The sequence below is a fragment of the Pseudomonas sp. yb_2 genome (genome assembly GCF_043103905.1).
GTDB lineage: Bacteria > Pseudomonadota > Gammaproteobacteria > Pseudomonadales > Pseudomonadaceae > Aquipseudomonas > Aquipseudomonas alloputida.
Genome location: NZ_JBICKH010000001.1, coordinates 1 through 20,757, shown reverse-complemented (window position 1 = coordinate 20,757; position 20,757 = coordinate 1). Strand labels below are relative to the sequence as shown.

The 20,757-nt window shown below is 63.8% G+C and carries 13 protein-coding genes and 2 pseudogenes; 4 read left to right on the top strand and 11 right to left on the bottom strand.

Annotated elements, in window-relative coordinates:
* From ACF8FB_RS00075 to ACF8FB_RS00055, 5 genes are all read right to left on the bottom strand, one after another.
* Positions 1-6,525, bottom strand: a complete 6,525-nt coding sequence (locus ACF8FB_RS00075) for an amino acid adenylation domain-containing protein (RefSeq protein WP_392510752.1) — start codon at positions 6,523-6,525, stop codon at positions 1-3.
* A gap of 155 nt (positions 6,526-6,680) precedes the next feature.
* Entirely contained in the window at positions 6,681-7,664 is a 984-nt protein-coding gene (locus tag ACF8FB_RS00070) for a TauD/TfdA family dioxygenase (RefSeq protein WP_392510751.1), read from the bottom strand.
* 105 nt (positions 7,665-7,769) lie between these two features.
* A complete protein-coding gene (locus ACF8FB_RS00065) occupies positions 7,770-9,170 on the bottom strand; it encodes an aspartate aminotransferase family protein (protein WP_049588211.1) in 1,401 nt (466 codons plus the stop codon).
* Between the two features lie 175 nt (positions 9,171-9,345).
* Entirely contained in the window at positions 9,346-10,668 is a 1,323-nt protein-coding gene (locus ACF8FB_RS00060; protein ID WP_010954979.1) for an ATP-binding protein, read from the bottom strand.
* The gene (locus ACF8FB_RS00055; RefSeq protein ID WP_020193358.1) at positions 10,665-11,348 is read right to left on the bottom strand and encodes a response regulator transcription factor; all 684 of its coding nucleotides are present in this window, start codon (positions 11,346-11,348) and stop codon (positions 10,665-10,667) included. The genes ACF8FB_RS00060 and ACF8FB_RS00055 overlap by 4 nt, the downstream gene beginning before the upstream one ends.
* Positions 11,349-11,606: 258 nt before the next feature.
* Between ACF8FB_RS00055 and ACF8FB_RS00050 the strand changes: the two are divergent.
* Together ACF8FB_RS00050 and ACF8FB_RS00045 are read left to right on the top strand one after the other, a co-directional pair.
* Positions 11,607-12,068 (top strand): annotated as a pseudogene (locus tag ACF8FB_RS00050) (DUF6861 domain-containing protein); the annotation flags it as partial.
* Positions 12,069-12,085: 17 nt separating this feature from the next.
* Positions 12,086-12,703 (top strand): GAD-like domain-containing protein, encoded by a 618-nt coding sequence (locus tag ACF8FB_RS00045; RefSeq protein WP_392510749.1) that lies wholly within the window; start codon positions 12,086-12,088, stop codon positions 12,701-12,703.
* Between the two features lie 54 nt (positions 12,704-12,757).
* On the opposite strand, the pseudogene ACF8FB_RS00040 reads toward ACF8FB_RS00045, so the two are convergent.
* Positions 12,758-13,087, bottom strand: a pseudogene (locus tag ACF8FB_RS00040) (two-component sensor histidine kinase); the annotation flags it as partial.
* A 94-nt stretch (positions 13,088-13,181) separates the two neighbouring features.
* Between ACF8FB_RS00040 and ACF8FB_RS00035 the strand changes: the two are divergent.
* Together ACF8FB_RS00035 and ACF8FB_RS00030 are read left to right on the top strand one after the other, a co-directional pair.
* Entirely contained in the window at positions 13,182-13,799 is a 618-nt protein-coding gene (locus tag ACF8FB_RS00035) for a GAD-like domain-containing protein (protein ID WP_060489310.1), read from the top strand.
* Positions 13,800-13,821: 22 nt separating this feature from the next.
* Positions 13,822-14,448, top strand: a complete 627-nt coding sequence (locus ACF8FB_RS00030; RefSeq protein ID WP_392509418.1) for a GAD-like domain-containing protein — start codon at positions 13,822-13,824, stop codon at positions 14,446-14,448.
* A gap of 16 nt (positions 14,449-14,464) precedes the next feature.
* Here ACF8FB_RS00030 and ACF8FB_RS00025 read toward each other — a convergent pair whose 3' ends face one another.
* The 5 genes from ACF8FB_RS00025 to ACF8FB_RS00005 are packed head-to-tail and all read right to left on the bottom strand — an operon-like array spanning position 14,465 to position 20,577.
* Entirely contained in the window at positions 14,465-15,031 is a 567-nt protein-coding gene (locus tag ACF8FB_RS00025) for an NTP transferase domain-containing protein (protein ID WP_392509419.1), read from the bottom strand.
* Entirely contained in the window at positions 15,028-15,999 is a 972-nt protein-coding gene (locus ACF8FB_RS00020; RefSeq protein ID WP_392509420.1) for an XdhC family protein, read from the bottom strand. The genes ACF8FB_RS00025 and ACF8FB_RS00020 overlap by 4 nt, the downstream gene beginning before the upstream one ends.
* A 3-nt stretch (positions 16,000-16,002) precedes the next feature.
* Entirely contained in the window at positions 16,003-17,214 is a 1,212-nt protein-coding gene (locus tag ACF8FB_RS00015; RefSeq protein WP_392510746.1) for a cytochrome c, read from the bottom strand.
* 2 nt (positions 17,215-17,216) lie between these two features.
* Positions 17,217-17,753 (bottom strand): (2Fe-2S)-binding protein, encoded by a 537-nt coding sequence (locus ACF8FB_RS00010; protein WP_003254265.1) that lies wholly within the window; start codon positions 17,751-17,753, stop codon positions 17,217-17,219.
* Positions 17,746-20,577, bottom strand: coding sequence for a xanthine dehydrogenase family protein molybdopterin-binding subunit (locus ACF8FB_RS00005; RefSeq protein WP_392510743.1), 2,832 nt, complete (start codon positions 20,575-20,577; stop codon positions 17,746-17,748). The genes ACF8FB_RS00010 and ACF8FB_RS00005 overlap by 8 nt, the downstream gene beginning before the upstream one ends.
* Positions 20,578-20,757 lie beyond the last annotated feature (180 nt).

The window sequence follows — 20,757 nt, the reverse complement described above, 5'->3', positions numbered from 1 at the left end:
TCAAGCCTCAGTCAATTCATTCATCAGTTGTTCGATACCGGCGAGGCCTTCTTCGGTCAGGGCCTGGCCCGCGCCTTCCAGCGCCTGGGCAAAGGCCCGCAGAACCGGTGTTTCGAAGATGAGACGGATCGGCATATCGATGCCCAGTTGGCTGTTGATACGTGAGAGGGCCTGGGCCGCCAGCAGCGAGTGACCACCCAGTTCAAAGAAGTTGTCGTCCAGCCCGACCTGCTCGATGCGCAGGACATCGGCCCAGATCGCTGCGACCTTGCATTCGGTATCGCTGTACGGCGGCACATAGCGCACCTGAAGCTGGGCCAGATCGGGTTGCGGCAGCGCCTTGCGGTCCAGCTTGCCGTTCGGGCTCAGGGGCAGCTCGGGCAACCATATGAGGTGGGCAGGCACCATGTAGTCCGGCAGGCTGCTGCGAAGGTCGGTGCGCAACTGCGCCAGAAGCTCCTGTTGCGTTTGCACGCTGGCCTGGGCGACGTCTGCCACCGCAGGCACCAGGTAGCCAACCAGTTGCTTGCCCAGCGGCCCATCGACGTCGATGACCAGGGCATCACGTACGCTGGCGTGCTCCAGCAGGCGCGCGCCGACTTCTCCCAGCTCGATGCGGAAGCCGCGAATCTTCACCTGATGGTCGATGCGCCCGGCATATTCGATCTGCCCATCGGCGAGGTAGCGCGCCAGGTCGCCGGAGCGATAGAGGCGGCTGCCGGGGGCGCCGAACGGGTCGGGGATGAAGCGCTCGGCAGTCAGGCCAGGGCGCTGGTGGTAGCCCCTGGCGAGCAGTTCACCGCCGATCATCAGCTCGCCGACCGCGCCATTGAGCACAGCACCGCCGCTGTTATCCAGCAGGTGGATGCTGCGCCCGGCCAGCACCCGGCCGATCGGCATCACCGGTGGCAGCGCCTGCGCCGTGGCGCCTAGGTAAGGCGCGCAGTCGTGGGCGGTAACCGTGACGGTCGCCTCAGTCGGGCCGTAGGTATTGAGCAGCGTTACATGGCCAAGGCCCGCCGCCTGCCAGGCGAGCAAGCCCTCCGGCGGCATGGCTTCGCCGCCGGCGTGAAACTGGTGCAGGCGGCCGTAGTCGCGAGGGCCGTGCTCGGCAAAGTCCTTGGCCAGCATGAACCAGTAGGCGGTGGTCACATCTACCACGCTGATGTCATTGCTGATCAGTTCGCGGTAGGACCGCTCACTGCCCCACAACTCCGGCCCGCGGACCACCACCGAAGCGCCGCAGATCAGCGCCGGGTACAGCTGCTCGACGAAGCCGTCGAAGTTGAAGGTGGCGAATTGCAGGATGCGATCGCTGGGCTTGAGGTTGAAGAAGCCCAGCGACACCTGGGCATGCTGGCTCAGTGCGCCCTGGGTGATCGCCACACCCTTGGGCCGCCCGGTGGAGCCCGAGGTGTACATGACGTAGGCCAGCGTGGCAGGGTCGATGGCGACCTGCGGGTTGGAAGCGTCACCGTCTTCGAGCAGCGCGTCGAGGCACACCTGCGTGACACAGGCAGGCACCGCCAGCTGCTCACTCAGGCTTGCCTGGGTCAGCAGCAAGGCCAGGCCGCTGTCCTCGATCATGTAGGCCAGGCGTTCGGCCGGGTAGTCAGGGTCCAGCGGCACATAGGCAGCGCCCACCTTGAGGATCGCCAGCAAGCCCGCGACCATCCCCAGGCCCCGCTCCAGGGCCACACCGATCAGCACCTCAGGCCCGGCGCCGAGCGCTTGCAGGCGATGGGCCAGGCGGTTGGCGCGCCGGTTGAGTTCGGCATAGCTCCAGGCCTGGCCTTCATGGATGACAGCCACGGCATCCGGTGCGCGCAGCACTTGCGCTTCGAACTGGCGGGCCACGGCGGTATCGCTCAATTGCTCTGCAGGCCCCTGGCACCAGTCTCTCTCGACCAGACGGCGCTCGTCGGCCGTGGCCAGGGCCAGGCGATCGACGCAGGCGTGCGGCTGGGCACACAGCGCTTGCAGCAGGTTCAGCCAGTGCGTGGCCATACGCTGTATGCGTGAGGGGTCGAACAGGTCGACGGCATAGGTGAAGGTCGCCAACACGCCGTCGGAGCGCTCCACGGTGTCGAGCGAGAGATCGAACTGCGCGGTGCCTTCGTCAAGGTCCACCTCCTCTACCTGCAGGCCATTCAAGCTTTGCCCGGTCACCTGCTCACCCAGATCGCGCAAGTGGTTGTACATCACCTGAAACAACGGGTTGTAACCCATGCCGCGCTCTGGCTGCAGCGCCTCGACCAGAGCGTCGAATGGCAGGTCCTTGTTGGCCTGGGCCTGCAGGCTGATTTCTTTGGTATGGGCCAGCAACTGCTCGAAACTGACGCTGTAGTCCACACTCAGCCGCAGCACCACGGTGTTGACGAAGAACCCGATCAACCCTTCGAGCTCCAGGCGATTGCGGTTGGTCATGGGCACGCCGATGTTGATCTTCTCGTTGCCGCTGTAGCGCGCCAGCAGCAGGCCGAACGAGGCTAGGAAGACGTGGAACAGCGTGGCGTTGCAGCGCACTGCCAGGCGCCGCAGGTCCGCCGTCAACTGCGTGGGCAGGCGCACGTCCAGACGTCCGCCCCGATAGCTTTGCAGCTCGGGCCGTGGGCGGTCGGCAGGTAACTGCAGCACTGCAAAATCATCTTCCAGGTGCGCCTGCCAGTAGCCGAGCTGGGCTTGCATCTGGCCTTCGCTCAGGCGCTCGCGTTGCCAGCTGGCATAGTCGGCGTATTGCACCGGCAAAGGCGCGAAATCAGGCTGCGCTGCCCCTGCGGCATGGTGGTTGTAGACGGCAATGCACTCGCGCACCATCACGCCCATCGACCAGCCGTCGGAGACGATGTGGTGCAGGGTCACGAGCAGTAGGTGCTCCTGCTCGCCACGCTGATACAGCTTCATGCGAATCAGCGGCCCGTTGGCAAGGTCGAATGGCTGCTGGATGTCGGCCTGCAACTGCTGCAACAGTTGCGCGGGGTCAAAGGCTTGCGCCTGCTGCTGCTCAAGGGTGACCGCGAGATTGGCGTGGACGCGCAAGCCAGGCACACCTTGCTGCTCTTCGAAACAGGTACGCAATGATTCATGCCGTGACACCAGCGCCGAAAACGCTTGGGCCAGCGCTTCACGGTCCAGGGCACCGGTGATGCGCACGGCCATCGGCGTGTGGTAGGCCGAGCTGTGCGGATGGATTTTCCAGAACAGCCACTGGCGGTACTGGGCATGGGACACCGGCAACCAAGCCTGGCGGTCGAGCACCTGGATCGGTGCATCGGCCACCTCGCCCAGTTGGCTGACCCTGTGGCTGAAGCTGCGCAGGTCAGCCGTATCGAACAGCAGGCGCAACGGGATATCCAGGCCCAGTTGTCGGCGTGCGCGCGAGACGATCTGGGTGGCCATGAGCGAGTGCCCACCCAGGGCAAAGAAGTTGTCGTCCAAGCCGACCTGCGGACAGCCCAGCACTTCCTGCCAAAGGTTGGCCAGGTCGATCTGCAGTGGCGTCTGAGCCGGTGTGTGGCTGGCCGCCGGGTGTTGTTGGTCCGGCAGCGGCAATCTGGCCAGGTCGACCTTGCCGTTGGCAGTCAATGGCAGGCTGTCGAGGAACAACACGCGGGCTGGCACCATGTGCGCCTGCACGTGCAACTTCAGCGCTTGCTGCACGGCCTCCTGTGCCGCCTCGGCATCACGCTCGCGGGCCAGCAGCCGCGGCGCCACCAGGTAGGCCAGCAGCTGCAAACTGCCATCCTGGCCGGTGGCACGCACCACCGCCTTGTCCACATCCGGCAGGCCTTGCAGGCACGCCTCGATCTCCCCCGGCTCGACGCGGTAGCCGCGAATCTTCAGCTGGTGATCGACGCGCCCCAGGTACAACAGGCGGCCTTGGCGATCACGCTGCACCACATCGCCGGTGCGGTACAGACGCGCCCCAGGCTCGCCGTGGGCATCAGGCACGAAACGCTCAGCGGTCAACCCAGGGCGTGCGAGGTAACCACGGGCCAGGCCGGCCCCGGCGATGCACAGCTCGCCTTTGGCCATACCGGGCACCGCCTGCAGCGTGGCGTCGAGCACCTGCACTCGGCTGTTGCGCAACGGGCTGCCCAGATGCGTTACCTCGCCAGCCGCCAGTTCGGCGGTGAGCACGCCTACCGTGGTTTCGGTCGGCCCGTAATGGTTCAAGACCTTCAGGCCCGGGCGCAAGGTGCCGATACGCGCCAGCAGTGCCGGCGGGCAGGCCTCGCCGCCAAGCACCAGGCAACGCTGCGGCAGCACGCTGGCATCGGCGCAGGCATCGAGCAGCGCACCCAGGTGCGAAGGCACGATTTTCAGCGCATCGACGTGGTTTGCCGACAGGTAGGCGGCGAAACCGTCGGCATCGAGCACCGCCTCGCGCTGCAGCAGATGTACCGTCTTGCCGGCCCAGAGCGCGCCAAACAGCATGGTATGCCCAAGGTCGGCGGCAGGCGTGGAGACCATGGCGAAGTGTTCCAGATCGCCAAGGGCAATCCGCTCGGACAAGCCTTCAAGGTAATTGGCCAGCGCCCCATGAGACACCGCGACCCCCTTGGGCATACCGGTGGTGCCCGAGGTGTAGATCACATAAGCCAGGTTGCCGGAGTGAACCGCCACGGGCACCCCTGCCTCGCCACCTGCCGCGTTCAGCGCCAGGCACTGTACGCCCCCGATGGCCGGGCCAGGCTCGTCCTCGGCCCTGAGCAAGACCTTGATCTGTGCGTCACGCAGCATGAATGCCATTCGCTGCTGCGGCTGACCCGGCTCCAGCGGTACATACGCCCCCCCGGCCTTGAGAATCGCCAGCAGGCCAACCAACAGGTTCACCGAGCGCTCGGCGATCAGGCCCACCGGCTGATCGGCGACCACACCGTGCGCTTGCAGCTGGGCACACAGCTGATCGGCGCGCGCGTCGAGCTCGCCGTAACTGAGCGAGCCATCGGCACTGACAACGGCGATGCGCTGCGGCTGCGCCTTGGCAAAGGCCGTCACGCGCTGGTGCAGCAACGGGCCGGCATAAGGCAGCACCTGCGGTGCGGCAACAGGTGCGCCCGCCAGCGGCCAGTCACCCAGCGCAGCGACGTCATCGCGGCTGAGGGCGGCCAGCAGGCTCAGCCAATCACGCCCCATGGCCTCGACGGTGTCGCGCTCGAACAGGTCAAGGGCAAAGGTGAAGGCGGCGCGAAGCTGCCCGGCAACCTCCACGGTGTCCAGGGTAAGGTCGAAGCGTGCAGTGCTCTTGCGCAGCTCGAGTTTTTCCAGCTCAAGGCCCGAGGCGGTGCGCACAGTGGCGACGTCGGTGACCATCGACTGATGGTTGAAAAGCACCTGGAACAGCGGGCTCACGCCCCCGGTGCGCTCCAGGCCCAGCGCTTCCACCAGCTTGTCGAACGGCACGTCCTGGTGCGATTGCGCCTGCGCCGCACAGGCTTTGACCTGGCTCAGCAGGTGCGCACCACCCTGAGTCGGATCGATGTCGGTCTGCAGCACCTGGGTATTGATGAAGCAACCGATCAGTCCCTCCACTTCACTGCGGTTGCGGTTGGCGATCGGCACACCGACGCGTACCCGCGACTGGCCGCTGTAGCGGTACAACAAGGTCTTGAAAGCGGCCAGCAGCACCACGAACAGCGTAACGTTGTGCCGCCTGGCCAGGGCCTGCAGGCGCTGGGCCAACGCTGCATCGATTTGCAGCTCCAGGCGTTCGCCACGGTAGCTGGGCAGCGCCGGACGCAGGTGATCGCTCGGCAATTGCAACACGGGGTGGTCGTTGCCCAGATGAGCCAACCAGTACTCCAGCTGGCGCGCCTGCTCGCCGGCTTCCAGCCAGCTGCGCTGCCACAGGGCGAAATCGCGATACTGGATGGCCAGCGGCGCAAGTGCTGACGCCTGGCCGGCCACGGCGGCATCGTAAAGCCGAACCAGTTCGTCGATCAGGATACCCAGCGACCAGCCGTCGGCGATGATATGGTGCAGAGTGATCAGCAACAGGTGCTCGGTGGCCGAGGTGCGCAGCAAGCGCACCCGCATCAGCGGCCCGGCGGCCAAGTCGAAGGGTGCCGCCGACTCTGCAGCACATACGGCCTCGACCTGCTGCGCCTGGGCCTCGCCCTGCAGGTGGGAAAGGTCCAACAGCTCGCCCCTGATCGACGCCTGCGCCTGCACGCGTTGGCGTGGCTGGTCGTCAACCTCGGGAAACAGCGTGCGCAGCGATTCATGTCGCGCCACCAGGGTGTCCAGCGCCTGCTGCAAGGCCTCAGGCGCTATCGGCCCCTTGAGCTTGACTGCCATGGGCAGGTTGTAGGCAGCACTCTTGGCATCGAGCCGCCAGGCGAACCACATGCGCTGCTGGGCATATGACAGCGCGTCACGGGCGGCAACCTCGACCCCAGGCGCGATCGGCAACAGCGCGAAATCGACGCCCTCCCCGCGCATGGCATCCAGAAACAACCGTCGCTTGGCAGCGGGCAGCTCGATGAAGCGTCGAGCCAGTTTGAGTGAGTCTTGGGCGTTCATGCTCGGGGTCCTTACTGATCTGCAGCTCGGCCGTGCGGCCAAAGCGTTTCCAGTAGAACGAGCGGAGGGAGGGCGAATTTAACGCGGCAGCGCCATGCCCGGACGCTGCGCTGGCGAGCGCCTGCGGCAAGCCGCAAGCGCTCGCCACAGTGGCCTCAAAGCGCCGCTTCGCGGTGCCCCTGAGCCATGGCCACGACCACTTTGCGTGGCCCGGTGAACGGTGCCCGGGCGTGCGCCGCGAGCATGTTGTCGAGCATCAGCACGTCGTTTTCCTGCCAGGGGAAACTGATCGCGCAATCGTCCAGCACAGCGCGAATGCGTTCGAGCACTTCGTTCTCGATCGGTGTGCCGTCGCCGTAGTAGACGTTGCGCGGCAAGTCTTCCTCGTCGACGATTTCCAGCAGGCTTTCGCGCACCTCGGCCGGTAGGTTGGAGACATGGAACAGGTGGGCCTGATTGAACCATACCTGATCCCCCGTCCAGGGGTGCGTGGCCACGGCCTGGCAGACCTGGCGCGTGCGCAGCTCACCGTCGTCCTTCCATTCCCAGTCGATGTGGTGCGCGCGGCAATAGGCCTCCACTACGCTGCGGTCCTCGGTGTTGAACACCTGCTCCCAACTCACATCAAGGCCATTGCCGTAGTTGCGCACATACATCAGGCGCTTGCTGGCAAAGCGCTCGCGTATGTCGGCCGGCATGCGCCGGAACACTTCACGGCTGTCGGCAATTGGCGTTTCACCGCCAGTCTGAGCGGCGATCACACTGTAGAACCAGATCCGCATCGGCCAGTCGAGGCTGTAGGCCTGCTCGTTGTGCAGCGGGATGCTCTGGTGCGCGGGGTACTCCGTGGAGGTGTAGACCCCTTGGGTAACATTGCTGCGCGGCGTCGAGCCGAACTCGTAGTTGAGCAGCGGGTGGCCGAAGGCCTGGGCGAATTCGCGAAAGGCCGTGACTCCGCCCACGTCGAAACCGCGCAGCAGTACCCCGCCGCACTGGTCGAGGTGGCCATCGACGATAGCCTTGAGTTCGTCGAAGACATCCAGCAAGCCAAGCCCCGGTTCGGGCGCTTCGATCAGCAGCGGTAAAGCGCCCCGTTCGGGCATCAATGGCCGCGCCTTGACCCCGGCAAGTACACTCATGTTTCGCTCTCCTTGTCGCCAGGCTCCGTAGAGACCGTCGACACGCTTGGGTTGGCGGCCAGCCTTGCAGGCCGACCGCGTCAAACAGTGGCATGCAGCGCGGCGTCAAACGCTGCCTACGGCGGCGGCGACTGCAGCGCTGAAGCGCTGGGCAACCTCGTCGATCTGCTCGGCACTGATGATCAACGGCGGCAGGAAACGCACCACCGCCCCATGCCGCCCACCCAACTCCAGGATCAGCCCGCGCTTGAGGCACTCGCGCTGCACCTTCGGCGCCAAGTCGCGATTAGCCGGTGGGTGGCCCAGAGCATCCGGCTGGCCTTGTGGGTCGACCAGTTCCACACCCAGCATCAAGCCACGGCCACGGATATCACCCAACTGCGGATAGTCCCGCTGCAGGCGCTGCAAATGCCCACGCAACCGCTGCCCCATGGCCTCGGCATGCTCGGCCAGGCGATGCTCGACCAGGTAGTTGATCACCGCCGAGCCCGCGGCCATGGCCATCTGGTTGCCGCGGAAGGTACCGGCATGCGCACCTGGCTTCCAGGTGTCCAGCCAGTCGCGATAGACCACTACCGCCAGCGGCAGGCTGCCACCGATGGCTTTGGACAAGGTGACCACATCAGGCACGATACCGGCGTGCTCGAAGGCAAACATGCGCCCGGTACGGGCGAAGCCGCTCTGGATCTCGTCGACGATCAACGCCACGCCCGCCTGCTCGGTAATGCGCCGCACGCCCTTGAGCCATTCGATGTCGGCCGGAACCACCCCGCCCTCACCCTGCACCACTTCGAGGATCACGGCGGCGGGCAGCGGCACGCCGCTTTCCGGATCGAGCAGCAGGTTTTCCAGGTAATGCAGGTTGGCCTTGACCCCGGCCTCACCGCCCAGGCCGAACGGGCAGCGGTAGTCGTACGGGTAAGGCATGAACTGCACGCCGTTGCCGAGCAAGGCCCCCAGTGGCTGCTTCGGCCCATGGCTGCCCATCAGGTTCAGCGCGCCTTGGCTCATGCCATGGTAGGCGCCCTGGAAGGCCAGCACGGTGCTGCGGCCGGTGGCGGTGCGCACCAGCTTGAGCGCAGCCTCGACTGCATCAGTGCCGGTCGGGCCACAGAACTGCACCTTGGCCTCGCGGCGCAGCGCCTCGGGCAGGATGCCGAACAGGTCCTGGACGAAGCGGTCCTTGACCGGGGTGGTCAGGTCCAAGGTGTGCAGCGGCAACTCGTCAGCCAGCACCCGCTGGATCGCCTCGACCACCACCGGGTGGTTGTGGCCCAGGGCCAGGGTGCCGGCACCGGCCAGGCAGTCGATGAACTGGCGGCCTTCGACGTCTTCGACGTGGATGCCACGGGCACGCCTGAGCGCCAGCGGGATGCGCCGCGGGTAGCTGCGGGCGTTGGATTCCTGCTGTTGCTGGCGTTGCAGCAAAGGCGAATCGGTGAATTCGTACAAGGGTTGCGGCACGCTGGCCGGTACAACCCGGGCAAGGCTGGAAGCGGTGGACATGGGTAAATCCTCGCGAGCAAGCGGATGGGCGGTTATCGCTTTGGAAACGCTTGAGTGGGGGGAGGATTTAGCGGTTGTTACGCGATTTTATTTTTGTCTGTGCCGGCCCTTTCGCGGGTAAACCCGCCCGTAGGAGCGGGTTCACCCGCGAAGAGGCCAGCACAGGCGATAAACATCAATGCCCAGGACGCGCCGGTACCTGCAACAAAACCCGCAAGCCGTCACTACGGCTGTCAAAGCGCAGGCTACCGGCACACCGCTGCACGATCGCCTGCACAATCGCCAGCCCCAAACCGCAACCACCACTCTGCCCATTGCGCCAGAAGCGCTCGGTCAGGTGCTCCAGGTCCGCCTCAGCAATGCCTGGCCCATGGTCACGCACCATGAAGCCCACCTGGCCGTCCGCCATCTGCACCTCCAACTCCACGGCTTCATCGCCGCCATGACGCAAGGCATTGTCCAGCAGGTTGCGCAGCGCTGCCACCGCCAACGGTGCCGGCATCCCCAGGTAGATTTGCGTCGCCTCCTCTGGCAAACGCAACAGGATACGCCGGTTGTCGCCGCCGCCGGCATCCTGCACCGCCTGACGGGCCACCTGCTCGGCGCTGCACTGCACGCCATCCTCGAACGACAGGCTGCCTTCCACCCGCGCCAGCATCAGCAACTGCTCAAGCGTGCGGTGCATGCGGTCGGTGCCCTGCTCGGCATGCTCCAGCGCCTGCTCGCGCACGGCACCGTCGGTCATGCGCGCCACCTGCAGGTGGGTCTTGATCGCGGTCAGCGGGCTGCGCAGTTCATGCGCGGCATCGTCGGTCAGGCGCCGCTCACGCTCGAGGGTCTGGGCAATGCGCAGGAACAGCTGGTTCTGGGTCTCCAGCAACGGCTGCAACTCGCTGGGCATGCCCGCCACCTGCAGCGGCTCGACACTATCCGCACGCCTGCGGCGCAACGCATCACGCATGCGGTTGAGCGGCTCCAGGCCCTTGCCAAGGCCGATCCACAACAGCCCCAGGCTGCCGAGCAGGGCCATCAGTACCGGCGCCGATGCCGCCAGCAGAATCGACTGGTTCAGCGCCTCGCGCTCCATGTGCCGGTCAGCCGTGGTGATGCGCACATCGCCGTGGTTGTAGGTAAAGGTGCGCCAAAGCGCATCGTCGATGGTCTGGTCACGAAACCCGCTGCGCTCGTCGTCCATGGCGCCATCGTGCTTGTGGTTGCTGGCGAGGATCTCGCCACGCAGCGAGCTGACCTGGCAGGCCATGCCATCCGGTACGCTGAACTGGTCGGCAGAAAAATGCGCCTCCCCGCCCTTGGCGGTCAGCGGCTGCGGCAGTTGGTCGATCAGCCCGGCGACCATACGCGCCGACGCCACCAGGCGCTGGTCGAGGGAGAACATCATCTGCTGGCGCAGGTCTCGCAGCATCCACGCGGCGGCCAGTGCCCAGATGATCACGAAGGCACTGCCGAGGATCAGGCTCAGGCGTACCCGCAGGCTCATGATGCGGCCTCTTGCGGTGCCTGCGCCGGGCCCAGCCGGTAGCCCAGGCCACGCACGGTCTCGACAATGCCGTTACCCAGCTTGCGCCGCAGGTGGTGGATGTGCACGTTCAGGGCGTTGCTCTCGACTTCGTCGCTGAAACCATACACGCAGTCTTTCAGTTGCTCGCTGGACAGCACGCGCCCGGGGTTCTGCAGCAGCGCCTGGAGCAGGGCCTGCTCACGGCGGGACAGGTCGACATGCTGGCCGGCCAGGGTCGCCTCGCAGCTACTCGGGTCATAGCGCAGCGGGCCGTGCTCGATCACGTTCACCGCCCGCCCGGCCACCCGCCGCAGCAAGGTATGCAGGCGTGCGGCAAGCTCGCGCAGATCGAAGGGCTTGAGCAGGTAATCGTCGGCACCGGCCTGCAAGCCATCGACACGATCGGTGACGGCATCGCGGGCGGTGAGCACCAGTACCGGCAGGGTCTCGCCTTTTTCGCGCAGGCGGCGCAGCAGCTTGAGGCCATCTTCGTCGGGCAGGCCGAGGTCGAGGATCATCACGTCGAACTGCGCGGCCTGCAGCATTGCCCGCGCATCGGCGGCGTTGCCCACACGGTCCACGGTCAAGCCCTGGGCGGTGAGACCGGCGCAGATGCCGGCGGCGATCAGGTCGTCGTCCTCGCAGAGCAGAACGTGCATGGTGGGGCTCCCGGTGTGGTGTGGCTGTTATTGCACCTTGGGCGGATTAAGGGGGGATTATGGACCTTTTGGGGAGGGTTTGGGGGAGATCGAGCGCCGCGCGGGACGCCACCCTGCCCCTCGCAGCCTCAACCCCAATTCCCGAGCTTCTCGAACACAACAGAAACGAAGTCGCATTTTCCTACAACCGACCCAGAAACCTCTGATCCGAATCCATGATGGGATTTCCCCCTGCACACGTTGTCAGGGAGACACCTCATGTACCTGGATTACCTCGTGCCCTCCTGGCACGAGATCGAGTCACGTGTCATCGCCATGGTGGGCTACCAAAGCGGTGGCCAGTTCCGCACCAGCCTCAATGAAGAGGTCGCCTCACTGGGCCTCAACCTGCGCCGGATCGAAGCTGTCCGCACAGCCTTCTACCACGCTGAATGGCAGGCGGCGCACATGCTACGCCAGCGCTTCGCCGACCTCGACATCAACAGCATCATCGACGAACTGCTGAGGGTCGTGCAGCAGATGGCAATGATCGTCGTCGGCAGCACCATTACCGGTGGCCTGCTTGGCGCGACGGTAGGCGCATTCGCCGGCGGCGCCGGAACCATTCCGCTCGCTGGTGCAGGCGCGGTCATGGGCCTCAAGGTCAGCGGCTGGATCCTTGGCGCGCTGGGGCTGGCTTCCATCGCCGAGTTCTTCGTCGAGGGCTTGCCGCGTATCGGCGGATGAGGAGCGCGACAATGGACGAATTTTTCTCCCTCTTCATAGAAGAGATGGGCGAGCCGATTTTCAGGCAGGAGGTGCCTCCTTCTAGCATAGAGCGCTACAGCGGTAAATTGCCGAAGAAACTGTTGGAATACTGGACCGAGCACGGATGGTGCGGATATGGTGATGGAATATTCTGGACGGTCAATCCGCAAGACTACGAGGGCGTAGCCGCCTCATTCATAGAAGGCACTGCGCTCGAAGGGCGAGATACCTATCACGTCATCGCTCGGGGCGCCTTTGGTGATCTCTATCTGTACAGAGAAAATTCCGGTTTTTCATTAGACATCGTAGCCCACACTTCACAATACTGCGGCAGAGTGAATGAACTTGATGCAGGCAACATGGACAAGGAGGTGCAAGGCTTCTTTCTATTGATCGAACGGGAGTCCAGCGACTTTGGCGATTTATTCGATCCTGCATATAACAAATTAGGCAAACTCAATCATGATGAGATGTATGGCTTCGTTCCAGCCTTGGCATTCGGTGGCCCCTGCGATCTTGCCCACCTAGAAAAAGTCAAAGCTGTCGAGCACTTAATACTACTTGCACAGATCTCCACCCTCGAACCCTATAGCTTTTCTGACTTCTAAACACAGTATTGGCCGGGAAAAAGCGGCGGATGAGATGCACGGCTTCGTCCCGGCGTCCATGACGCCATCGTGCTTGTGGTTGCTGGCGAGGATCTCGCCACGCAGCGAGCTGACCTGACAGGCCATGCCATCCGGTACGCTGAACTGGTCGGCGGAAAAATGCGCCTCCCCGCCCTTGGCGGTCAGCGGCTGCGGCAACTGGTCGATCAGCCCGGCGACCATACGCGCCGACGCCGCCAGGCGCTGGTCGAGGAAGAACATCATCTGCTGGCGCAGGTCACGCAGCATCCACGCCGCGGCCAGCGCCCATATGATCACGAAGGCGCTGTCGAGGATCAGGCTCAGGCGTACCCGAAGGCAATGGCGAAACAGACTAGCCAGCATCAAAGAGGCTGCGGAAAAATCGCCGAAATTCGGCATCCACTCGACTTACATGAATGTAAGACTTCATAAGTGCTAACGACAAGAGGCATCGCAAATGGATGAGGTATTCTCCATATTCCTTGACAATATAGGCGCGCCTTTTTCGCGTCGAGAGGTGCCCCCCTCCAGTATTGATCGCTATAACGGAAAACTTCCAGAGTTGTTACTTGCATACTGGAAAGAGCATGGATGGTGTGGTTTTGGCGAAGGTATATTCTGGCTGGTTAATCCACAGGAGTATGAGGGCGTTGTCTCATCCTGGACCGAGGGTACCCTCCTTGAAAACCGGGACACTTACCACTTGATTGCCAGAAGCGCTTTCGGCGACCTGTATCTTTGGGGAGAAAACAGTGGCTTTTCAGTAAAAATCACAAGTCTTCTGTCCCGTTACACAGGTGAAAACTGCACACTCACTGAAACCGAAGCAACCAGAGAGGTCCAAAGCTTCTTTCTATCAAGAAAAAAAGAACACAACGATTTTGAAAACTTTTTTGAGCCCGCGAAGAAAAAGCTGGGCATTTTGAAAGAAGATGAGATGTATGCCTTTGTTCCTGCATTGATGCTGGGAGGGCGCCCCGACCTCAAAAACCTAGAAAAACTTAAAGCAATAGAGCATTTGATTTTGCTGTCTCAAATCACCGAACTCGAACCCTACAGCTTCTCTGACTTCTGAGCACACAAAAGGACCTAAACGAATGGATGTCATCTTCAGCATTTTCCTGGAAACCTTCGGCGACCCCATCGGCCAGCAACCCGTACCCCCTGCGGCTGTCGATCATTACCAAGGCAAACTCCCCAATCGCCTCCTTGAATACTGGCAAGACCACGGCTGGTGCGGCTACGGCGGCGGCTTGTTCTGGCTGGTAAATCCTCAGGAATACCAGGGTGTAGTGGCCTCTTGGTTGGCAGGTACGCACTTCGAAGCAAGCGACACTTATCACCTCATCGCCCGCAGCGCTTTTGGCGACCTGTACCTATGGGGTGAGAAAACCGGTTCGGTGCTGACCATTGCGGCCTACCATTCCCGTTACCTCGATGGCGCTCACAGCTCAGGCGACGAAGAACGGGACAGCAGGATCCACGGTTTGCTCATGTGGCTGATGACCGAGTGCGTCTACTTCGACGACCTGTTCGAACCTGCCAGGGAACGGCTCGGCACCCTGGGCCCAGACGAGATGTACGGCTTTGTCCCCGCCTTGATGCTGGGAGGCCCAGACAGCCTCGAGCGTCTTGAGAAGCTGAAGACAGTGGAGCATCTGGTGCTGCTTTCCCAACTGGGCGAACTCGAACCCTATGAACTCACTGACGAAGAAGATGAATAGCCTCTGAAGAACGCATTCAAGGGCGCACCGCATCCGGCCTATCGACATCCTGCAGCACGCCGGCATCCTCGACATCCAGCCGGACGCAACGGTCCGCATGGGCCTTCAGCACCGAACGCGCCCCTTCATCACCCTTCAACCGGGCAAGCGCCGGCCAGAAATCGCGCCCGAACAACACCGGATGGCCCTGTCGTCCAGCATGACAAGGCAGGACTATCGTTGACCCACTGGCCTCGCGTGCAAGCAAATCCAGGGTCGCGGGCTCCACCCAGGGCATATCACCCAACAGAATCGCTACTGCCTGCGCTTCGCTGTCAGCCAGCGAAGCGGCACCGGCCGCCAGGCTATGGCCCATGCCCAATGTGAAATCCGGACTGGAGACCACCCTGCACCGCGCTGGCAACCCCAGGTCTACACCTCGCTCCCCTTCACGCAACACCACCCGCACATCATCGAACACTGCGCAGGCGCTCTCTACGCTGTGCACCAGCAAGCTTCGACCGTCAGCCAGCAGCGAACGGCGCTTGTCAGAGCCGAAGCGCACACTGCTGCCTGCCGCCAATACCAACGCAACCACGCTCACAGCGCCGCCCGCTCGATGCCATTGCGCACACGAAGGATATCGGCCAGTACCGCCAGGGCGATCTCGGCCGGGGTCTTGCTGCCCAGGTTCAGGCCAATCGGCGCATGGATGCGCGCCAGCTCGTCGCAACCCAGGCCACCAATTCGCTGCAAGCGTTCGCGACGCTTGTCGGAGGTGGCCTTGGAGCCCATCACGCCGATGTAGAACGCTTCGGTCCGCACGGCTTCAAGCATGGCCAGGTCATCGATTTTTGGATCATGGGTCAATGCCACCACTGCCGTATCGGCATGGCAACCGCCATTGGCGATGAATTCCGAGGGTAGCTCGCGGCGCACCTCAATGCCATTCAGCACTACGCCGTCGAGTACTTCATCACGCGGCTCGCAAAGGATGACCTCAAACCCCATGCCCCTGCCGAATTCGACGCAAAAATGCGCCACGCTGGAATAACCGGCCAGCAGCAGCCGCTGGGCGGCGCCGACACGCAAGCGCACCCGGGCATTTTCCCGTTCCACCCGTGGCCCCTGACTATGGTCATCGAACAGCTGGCGGGTACCCATAGGCAGGCTCACCTCACGCAGTACCCGGCGCTGGCCCTGCAGCGCACGTTCCAGCTCACGCAGATGCGCCTGCACCTCGCATTCAACCGGCAGGTTCTCCACCAGTACTTCAAGCACACCGCCACACGGCAGGCGAACGCGCGAACGCGGGTCGCTGCCGTCGCCATAACGCACGATGGCAACCGGCTCCGGGAATTCCCCCAGGGCCACGCGTTCGAGAAAGTCGTCTTCGACACAGCCACCGGACAGCGAGCCCAGCCACTGGCCGCTGGCGTTCACCGCCAGCAGCGAACCCGGCGCACGCGGCGCCGAGCCGTAGGTGGCGAGCACTGTGCACAACCATACCCGCTCGCCGTTGCAGGACCACTGCAAAGCCTGACGGATCACCTGTAGATCGAGATGCTGCACGCTTTACTCCGCCTTCAGCTCGGCGAGCTGCTGTACGTTCAGGTCGCCGGGCAATCCACCCCAGGCCTGGCGCAAGTAGTTGACCATATCTATCACCTGTTGGTCATCAAGCTTGTCGGCAAAGCCCGGCATCGGCTGCATGCGCTCGAAGCCGGTGAACTGCTGTTCACGGATGCCCTCGAGGACCACCTTGACCAGATTGCGCGAGTCGGCCTGACGCAGCACGGTGTTGCCGCGCATGGCCACGGCGATGTGCGGCTTGCCCTCACCGTCAACCCCATGGCAGCCGGCGCAGACATTTAGGTACTGCTGGTGGCCCCGCTTGGCACTGTCGCTCATCTGCTCCAGGGCAACGGACTCGATAGCCTTGGCCGGCGGCGGCTGGTCGCCCAGCAGGTAGGTGGCCATGGCCGCAAGGTCTGCATCTTCCAGGTGCTGGGTGCTGTGGTGCACCACCGGGAACATCTCGTTGAACATGCTGCCCTGGGCGCTGATGCCGTGCTTGAGGAAGGTGGTCAGGTCCGGCTGGGTCCAGCCGCGCTCGGCCAGGTCCTGGGCCAACAGGCTTGGCGCCAGGTAGCCACCCAGCAGGCCGCCGCTCAGGCGTTGGTCCTGCTGCAGCGCACCGATCGGGTTGCGCGGGGTATGGCATTCGCCACAATGGCCCATGACCTCGACCATGTACTGGCCGCGCTGCCAGGCCGGGCTTTTACCCTCGGTCGGCTGCAGTTGCACGCTCTTGCCATACAGCATGTTCCAGCCGCTGAGCCCCATGCGCACATTGAACGGGAAGCGCAGCGCGGTCTGCGGTGCCGGGCGGTTGATCGGCGGTATGGTCATCAGGTAGGCGAGGATCGCGTCCGAATCTTCACGCTTGATCAGGTGGTACGAGGTGTAAGGCATCGCAGGATAAAGGTTGGCGCCGTCCTTGCGCTTGCCCTCGGTGACTGCGGCGAAGAACTCGTCGGCGCTGTAGTTGCCGATGCCGTACTGTTTGTCCGGGGTGATATTGCTGCCATAAATGGTGCCGAACGGCGAATGGATCGGCAGGCCGCCCGCATACGGCGCGCCGCCTTCGGCGGTGTGGCAGGCCATGCAGTCGGCCGCGCGGGCCAGGTATTCACCGCGCTTGACCTGCGCATCGTCGGCCGCCAAGGCAAACGAGCTGACAGCCAGCCCGAGGGCCAACGCCGAGGCGCTACGTACGAAGCCCATGTTCAACCCTCCTTGACCAGGCCGAGATCGTTGAGCACCTTGCGGGTGGCATCGTAGTAACGCACATAGCCTGTGCAGCGGCAGATGTGGTGACCGAGGCTGGCCTCGATGCGGTCCTCCACTTCGCTCTTCTTCAACGGCTGGCGCTGGGCCGTTTCCACCAGCACGGTAGCGGCATTGACGAAGCCTGGTGCGCAGTAGCTGCACTGGAAGGCGAACAGGTCGACGAACTTCTGCTGGATCGGGTTGAGCGTCAGGTTGCCGGCCTCGTCTTTCTTGGCATGGCCTTCGATGGTGCGAACCTTCTTGCCTTCGAAGTAATGCGCACCGGTGATGCAGGTGCGCACTTCTTCGCTGGTGCCGTCGGGGTTGTCGACGATCACCACGCAGGCGTGGCAGATGCCCTGGCCGCAACCCAGGCGCGAGCCGGTGAGGTTCTGGTGTTCGTGCAGGTAGTCGATCATCGCCAGGTCCGCGGGGACCTCGACCGGCCCGACCGGTTGACCATTGAGCGTCAGTTGCAGTGGACGGTTAGCCATTGAGGGCCTCCTTGATACGGGCTGGGGTGATGGGGAGATCGCGCACGCGCTTGCCGATGGCATGCGCGACGGCATTGCCGATGGCACCGACGACCGGGATCATCACCACTTCGGCGATGCCCTTGGAGGGGTCGGTCGGTGACAGCGGCGGGAGGATTTCGCTGGTCTGCTGCCACACCGCCACATCGCGCGCATGCGGCAGGCGGTAGCGGTTGAAGTTCCAGTCGCCCTCCCCGGGCCCACCCTCGTACAACGGCATTTCTTCGGTCAGTGCATGGCCAATGCCCATGGCGATGCCGCCTTCGAGCTGGCCCTTGACCAGTTCCGGCACCAGCACCCGGCCACACTCGACCCAACTGTGGTGGTTGAGCACCTGCGTCTCCAAGGTGCCTTTGTTGACCTTGACCTCGACGATGGTCGCCACCGGGCTGTAGTAGGTGACCATGGCGTTGTTCAGCTGGGTGTCGGGGTAGGCCGCATTCTGCCGGTCGAGCAGGTGATAGCCATGGCTGCCCATCTGCGCCTTCTTGGCATTCACCGCACCATCGCCGTATTTCACCGCCATGGCATCGAGCGGGAAGCGCTCGCGCACGCCATCGATGACAAAGTCGGCCTCGGCCCAGCTCCAGCGGTTGAAGCCGTGCACGCTCACGCCAGTGACCAGCCCCATGTCGTGGGCCTTCTGCGCCAGCTGGGCAAACGGAATCGGCGCCAGGCCGTTGCCGGTCAGCTCACCGTTGACCCAAACCGCATTTTCGCGGCGCACCACCAGCGGGTTGGCCTGGCCGCCGTGCGGGCCTTGGCTCCAGATCGCCATGGCCGCCGGCCACAGCCCATGATTGAACAGCACACGCGCCGCTTCGCGGGTGGCATGGCTGAAGTAGAATGCCGAGTTGGTCGCCGACGACGGCGACGCCAGCTTGCCGACCCAGCGCGGGTTGCGCAGCGCGGCGTCCTGTTCGGGCTGACTGATCAGGTAGGGGTTGCCGCTGGTGGTCAGCTGCAGCTCCGGCCATTCGGTGACCGCGGTCTTCACCTCGTCGGCCGAACGGCCAAGGAAGTCGCTGACCACCAGTGCTTGGGAAGTGGACATGCCAGTGCCCAGCTCGGTGCCGATGTGGCGCAGGCTGATGCGACCATCGGCGCTGAACTCGACACTGGCCATCGGCGCCTCGGAGCCTGTGCCGAAGTCCTTCTGGCAGATGGCGAAGCCGACGCCGTACCAGTGGTCCGGGTCCTTGGCGTCCATCTGTTGCTTGCGTGCATCGCGGTTGCGCCACCAGTCGTGCACAGCGGCCTTGTCGAGGATCTCGTACAGGCGCAGGGCGCCGGCCGGGACCGCACCCTGGGTGTTCTTCATGCCCGATTTCAGCGCGTTGGCGCGGCGCAGGTCGATGGCATCGACGCCCAGGCGGCCAGCGATCTCATCCACCATCATCTCGGTGGCCGCCATGCTCTGCAGGGTGCCGTAACCGCGCATGGAGCCGGCCTCGACGCCACGGGAGTAGTAGGCGGTTACCGACAGGTCGTTCTGTGGCATGTAGTAGATCGACTGGGCAGCAGTGGCGCCCACGGCGGCCACCGACGGGCTGTAGTTGATGCGCCCGCCGCCGTCGCAGCTCATGTCGGCGCGGAAGATCTTGAAGCTGTTGTCCTTCTTGTCCACCGCCAGCTGGTAGCGGATATCGAAGGCATGGCGCTTGATGCCGCTCTGGAACTGCTCGTAGCGGTCGTTGGCCAGGCGGATCGGCACGCCGGCGCCGTACAGCGCAGCCACCGCGGCATAGAAGACGAAGATATTGTTGTCTTTTGAGCCATAGCCCACGGTATAGCCCGGGTGCATGTTCAGCGTGTTCAAGGCGAAGCGCGACGGTTTGATCATGTGCACGCATTCCTGCGCCACTTCGAACGGGCACTGAGTGGCGACCACGAAGTGCAGCGTGCCCGTGGCCGGGTCATACCAGCCGTTGCCGTTGTCCGGCTCCAGTGCGGCAGGTTCGATGGACGGCGTCTTGTAGCGCTCGTCGAACACCAGCCAGTCCTCGGGCGGGTTGTCCAGCTGCTCGGCCATGCGCTTGGCGTAGAACAACCCCTGCTCGGTCAGGTCGCCGTGCTGGTTGGGCTGCTTCGACCACACCGGCTTGCGGTTGAGAATGGTGGGGAACAGCATGGAGTTCTTCAGGCTGGAGAACTCATCGTCGTCGAACGGCGTGGCGCCACCCACCCGCACGAAGCGAAAGCTGCCATAAGGGTCGCGCTGGTACAGCGGCGCCTGGGCACCGTAACGGATCGCCTGCTGATTGAACTGCAGCTTGCGCTTGGCCTGGCGGAAGCGCTCGAAGTCATGCCAGATCAGGATCGCCACCGGGTGGCCGATGAACATCGGCACCTTGCCGGGCGGCAGCAGCGGGTCGGGCGAATGGGCCTCGGGCCAGGCAATGCCGTCCTGTTCGAGGTCGGCGGCGGTGACGATGCGGTCCGGCTGCAGGTCGCTGCCGAGCAGGCTGAGGTCATGGCCGGCATAAATCCGGTCGACCTTGGTCGCCTTGAGCAGCAGCGCATGACCTTGCTGCGCGGGCCAGCCGGGCATGTCCTTGGCGCGGATGTCGCGGGCGAACACTTTGTCGCCGCAGACCTTGGACAAGGCATCGTTACGGAAACGCGCCTTGCCGTCGTGGTTCATCCACTTCTGTGGCGAGGTGGTGACGCGCTCCTCCATCAACGCGGCGAAGGCCTGGCTGCCAAGTGGCGCCATGGTCACGCCGACACCAGCGATCAGGCCGCCTTGCAGGAAGGCGCGCCGGGAAATATCACGGTTGGACATGCTTGATCCTCTGGGCAGTTGGGGCCTGCCCTTTCTTTTGATTCTTGGCCTGGCTTGAGAAAAGCTGACCTTGGCGTCAACTTTACAGCAATTGGGTGGGTAGAGGCAAAGTCAAGCTGACAATGTGTCGCGGTGTGTATAGGGCAATGGGCGGAATTCGCGCTTTGGCGGGTAGGTGTT